Below are 4,909 nucleotides of genomic sequence, written 5' to 3' on the forward strand. Positions count from 1 at the left end.
TTTTCAAAATACTCATATAAATGGTATCTGAGTGACGTCCATCCCTTCTTCAAGACAAATGCTTCCGATACCCCTCGACCTTCTCATCTTTAAATCCTAATTTCTCATAAAAAGCATGGGCTTCCTTTCTCTGTCCACCAGACACAAAAATAACATAATAACAGTCTCTCTCCCGCGCTATGGCCTCGATATTCATCATTAACTGCTTCCCTATGCCAAGCCTGCGAAAACGATCTGAAACCACAACGTTCTCAATGACCATGAAGGGTCTGCACTCTCCGACAAGATCTTGGCAGACAATCCCCATAACGGACCCTGCTAGTATTCCATCTTTAAAAGCCCCCAGGACATGATAGTTACCGTTTGCTTGCATGACTTGATATACTTCTACCAGTTTTTCATAGTTTGTAGGGTGATCCATAAGCTCCTCGTACAGACGGGATAGGTCATTCAGATCGCCTTTGGTGATTTCTCTTATAGTAATCATTGAACAGTATCTCCTTGCTTTCAAAAGTAAAATACCACTACTCATTTACTGTCTGGTTTTATAATACGTCCTATCACAAATTGCTTGTTGGAATCATTGGCATCGAACATCGGTGTGGTTTGGCCAGGGTGAACTTCGATCACTCCGTCCGGTTGCAGCACCTCATGATTAAATTCTAGATAACCTCCGATGACCTTTCCTTCGGATTCTAAAATATAGGCAACAATCTGATTGTATAGATCTGTTTTTTCCTTAAGGATATAACCCGTCTCTACAACCTCCTTGTTAAAAAACGGTGCCAAATCAATGTTCCCTTCCGTTCGGATGGTATCGACATGATCCTTATAACTCTGCAAAGTTTTTGCTTCATATTTTGTTTCCGATGCAAAGCGTTCCGCCTGCCAGCCAAATTTTTGCAAATAGTCTGTATGCAATGGCTTATAAAACGGCATATATTCTTTCTTGTCTTCTTTGCACCCTGTAAGTACGAGGACAATCATTATCAGTAAAATAACGATTTGGGATCGCAATGAATGACCTGCCTCCTTACATTTCGTTTCCCACATATATATTGATGATACCGCATATATAACACAAAATTCACCTAAATTTTCCCATCATTCTTCACCTGATCCAAAAACTCCTGTACCTTTTTCCTCGACTTTAATATGACGACTTGTTTTCGACCCTTTACCTGTTCGAGCGCTTCCATGACCTTGGATCGGCTTCTTTTTTATAATTCCAGACCCAAATAAAAAAGCCCAATCCAGTTTTTCGGGGCATTCCTCGTTCAGATCGGGTCGTGTTTTTCCATGATATCGGATTCGTCTTTTAATAATCCTATAAATGCATAAGAGTCTGGGCATATCTAAAAATATGACGGCATCCGCTTCACTCAAACGAATACCTAAGGTTCTGGTGTAATTTCCATCGATAATCCATTGATCTTCGCTTACAGCATCCTTCACAAATTCATCCCATTCGTCATTTACGGTTGGAGTCCAGTTCGGTTTCCAATAAAATCGGTCCAGATGAACAACAGGCAATGATAGAATCTCGCCTAACTTTTGAGATAAGGTAGATTTACCGGAGCCGGCTGATCCGATGATCGCGATTCGATTCGTCAAGGGTTATCGTCCTTTCTATTGAAGAACATCCTAGGATGTCAGCATCTTTATAGAGATTCCAACTCAGCTTTGATCCTTATAAATGCCCTATGTAACCTCCCTTTTGCTGCTATAAACAAATCAATGTTTTTATCGATGACTTCTTCCTTACCGAAGATACGATCCTCAATATAAGTAGTATACCGGATTTCAATTTGTACAGCTTCTGTATGTGAAAGCGATCCATAATGAGATACAATATAACCGCCTGTAAGTCCCTCGGCATCTACTTCAACCTTGAACCCTTCTTCTCGAAATGCTTTAACTAGTACATTTAGGAATTCCTCTGAACACGTCTGTCCTCCTCGGGTTCCAAGAACAATATCCGCTGAAGACTGAATATAGAAGCTATGCAGGTCAAACAAATATACCTTTCGATGATTTGATGCAACCTGCCCTATCTCTTGCGCAAGACAGTGATGATATGGCAGGTATATCGTTTCAATTCGATTTTCGATTATTGCCTCATCTGGTGATGTATCATAAATTTGTTCTCCAAAAGTAGTTTTATGATAAATTAACGAGTTTCTGTAATTGTCTTTATTCTCCTTGAATGACATATCCCGGTTTACGTCGATAACATACCGACTATAGTTCGCAGATATAACTGTGAAATCAATATTGTCTAAGAAATCGTATAATTCGCGAACATACCAATCATTGTTAGACAAAATAACTCCAGGAACTAATCTAGACTTCATTTCATCGGTTAATAATGAGGAGCCGTGTGGAATACTTGCAATAAACGGGGATTTTGATGTACTTCTTTGGATATGGAAAGGGTCTATTTTCTTTCACCTCCAATTATCAAAGTACTTTGCTGACTTCCCATAAGTTCCTGTATTTACGAACCCAATAGATGACGTACAAACATTTTTGCAATCACAATAATAGGTGATCCTTTCATATACAAGCAGCTTGCGCTCTGCGTTTTTCTCACGTTTTTAACCGAAGAGCCCCCCTCTGGATCAGATCCATCCATTCTTCTAACGTATCCCTAATCACGAATCTGTTCCTTGATTCCTTGCTCCGTATCACTTCCCAATCTTCATTGACCAAAACTAAATGATAAGAACCGTCGGCGTCTGAATCAGGGTACCAGCCAAGGTCAAGGATGAATTTATTCTTCTCCGGTATGATCCAGCTTCATTTTCGAAGCTCCATTTTATGTATTTGCAATATATCCTCAGTGAAATATCCCCAATTCTCTAAATACTGATCTTCTTTAGATTTCACAAGTTCAATGTCTTCAAATTTGTTATAGCAAACGGCAAAACCTGCCGGTACCTTAATTCTCATTAACGACAAATTAGTTTATCCCCCATTAAAAGATTGGCATCTATAAACCTGCTCCTTGAATCTGGAGACCAATAGAAAATAAAGCTGTTCTTCATTTCATGAAATATGTCTATTAAGAAGCTATCCATTACTATTACGTCTCACCCCCATTAATGGATCCCGGCGTATATGAATCACAAAATCTTGTTTTGAAGTATGATACACGACATTCCCAGGCCTCGCTTGAAAAAACTCTTTATTAGCATCTTCTTCTGGTATTGTGCGAATCGGTGCAACCTCGTCTACTATCTTGTTGTTGCCTTCCTCATGATAATCAAGTATGGAAACCAGAACAAATTGGTCAGGGAATAGTTCCCTTACTTCTTGCCATTTCATTCGTTCTACCTCCTATAAAATCGTCCTTATTAGCCTTGCTACCCTGATTTTATCACACACAAAGCCAAGTATTCCCAAGTCATTATGACTTGACATACATTTTTTAATTGTGTTATCATCCTTTACAAAAAATCCGTGTCGGGTACACCCCGCTGGACATCTTCTAAGCGATCAGAATAAAGACCCACCTTTGGCGCTAACCTTGGGGTGGGTCTTTGCTTTATCTTATTGTTTAAATTGAAGTAGTTAATAACTCCCCCGCAAAATGGTAAAACGCCATGGCATCCTCCCCGTTGGCAAAACCGGCCTGCGCCATTTTATCGCTGCCTCCGCCTTTACCGCGATAATCGGCCAGATGCTGCTTAAATAGCGCGCCGCAGGCGAGTTCACTGCCTCCTCCCCGGGCGAGAAGCACCTTGTGGTCCGCACCCGATACGAAAAGTACGATCACATCCGCTTGCTCGGTAAGTTTGGCCGCCAGGTTCTGCATATCTTTCAGCGGCTTGTCCGCAAAAGCATGCTTGATCAGGCTGCCCTGACAGTCGGCTAGTAGCTTCTCAGCCAGGTAAGCGTCATTCTCAGCTTTTACCGCGGTTAATTCAGCCTGGAGCTGCTTCTGCTCCTGATCCCATTTTGTAATCCGGTCCATAATTTCTTCCTTGGCGGTATTGAACCGGGCCGACAAGCTGCCGAGAATCTCCATGCCAGCATTAAATTCTCTAAGCGCACGATAGCCGCATTTAAAATAAACACGCGTATGCCCCTTCTGCTTCTCGGCTCTCAGCAGTTTGATCATCCCGATTTCACCCGTTGCAGAGACATGCGTACCGCCGCAGGCGTTATACTCGATGCCTTCAATCTCAACGATCCGAATATTATCAGTCACCTTCGGCTGCTTCACCAGAGGCAGGGCCGCTGCCTGCTCCTGACTCACAAAATAACTCGTTACTTTTCGATTCAAGTAAACCTGATCATTCACTTCCAGCTCCAGCATCATCAGCTCGTGCGGAGGCAGGTCAGACCGTGCGATATCAATGGTGGCGTAATCCTCACCTAAGTGGAAGCTGAGCGTCTCCGCTTTACACACCTCCAGACACATCGCCGACAGCAAGTGCTGGCCGCTGTGATGCTGCATATGGTCGAACCTTCTGTCCCAATCCAATCGGCAGCGAACGTCTTCTTTTTCAGGTAAACGCTCGACCTTATGCAGGATTTCTCCCTCCTCCAGAACGACATCCAGCACTGGGATCGTATCGATCCACCCCAGGTCACAGGGCTGTCCTCCGCCGTGCGGATAAAAGGCAGTCTCCTCCAGGACCACATAAGTTCCGTCTTCCCGCTCCACTTTGCGCGTCATGCGCGTCTCCCATTCCCGGGTATATGCAGATTCGTAATATAGCTTTTTCGTCATGTTCGTTTCCTCACTGTCCTGTCATGGTTAAATTCACTTTAAATCCAGCTTACTATAAGAAAACATCTATCGACGTACCTTCAAAGAAGACAGACCGCATTTAGCGGAAGTTTTTCTTGCGAGATCAGGAAGTGGAGGCTCCGAAACTTATACTTTCTATCTCTTAAAAAT

Annotated in this window: 6 protein-coding genes; all 6 read right to left on the reverse strand. The window is 42.6% G+C overall.

Annotated features, from left to right (window positions below; genetic code table 11):
* Positions 1–49: 49 nt before the first annotated feature.
* The 6 genes from CPT76_RS33395 to CPT76_RS33425 all read right to left on the reverse strand — a co-directional run bounded on the left by CPT76_RS33395 (position 50) and on the right by CPT76_RS33425 (position 4,738).
* The gene (locus CPT76_RS33395) at positions 50–487 is read right to left on the reverse strand and encodes a GNAT family N-acetyltransferase (protein WP_105445963.1); all 438 of its coding nucleotides are present in this window, start codon (positions 485–487) and stop codon (positions 50–52) included.
* Between the two features lie 41 nt (positions 488–528).
* Positions 529–1,017 carry a DUF4830 domain-containing protein gene (locus CPT76_RS33400; protein WP_258169043.1) on the reverse strand — a complete coding sequence of 163 codons (489 nt, stop codon included), beginning with the start codon at positions 1,015–1,017 and terminating at the stop codon, positions 529–531.
* 87 nt (positions 1,018–1,104) lie between these two features.
* The gene (locus CPT76_RS33405; RefSeq protein WP_258169044.1) at positions 1,105–1,614 is read right to left on the reverse strand and encodes a P-loop NTPase family protein; all 510 of its coding nucleotides are present in this window, start codon (positions 1,612–1,614) and stop codon (positions 1,105–1,107) included.
* A 47-nt stretch (positions 1,615–1,661) separates the two neighbouring features.
* Entirely contained in the window at positions 1,662–2,441 is a 780-nt protein-coding gene (locus CPT76_RS33410) for an N-formylglutamate amidohydrolase (RefSeq protein WP_105445964.1), read from the reverse strand.
* Positions 2,442–3,072: 631 nt separating this feature from the next.
* Positions 3,073–3,327 carry a hypothetical protein gene (locus tag CPT76_RS33420; protein ID WP_105445965.1) on the reverse strand — a complete coding sequence of 85 codons (255 nt, stop codon included), beginning with the start codon at positions 3,325–3,327 and terminating at the stop codon, positions 3,073–3,075.
* A gap of 232 nt (positions 3,328–3,559) precedes the next feature.
* Positions 3,560–4,738, reverse strand: coding sequence for an alanyl-tRNA editing protein (locus CPT76_RS33425; protein WP_105445966.1), 1,179 nt, complete (start codon positions 4,736–4,738; stop codon positions 3,560–3,562).
* Between the last annotated feature and the right edge of the window lie 171 nt (positions 4,739–4,909).

It is taken from the genome of Paenibacillus sp. AR247, from assembly GCF_002968895.1.
GTDB classification, from domain to species: Bacteria; Bacillota; Bacilli; order Paenibacillales; family Paenibacillaceae; genus Paenibacillus_AQ; species Paenibacillus_AQ favisporus.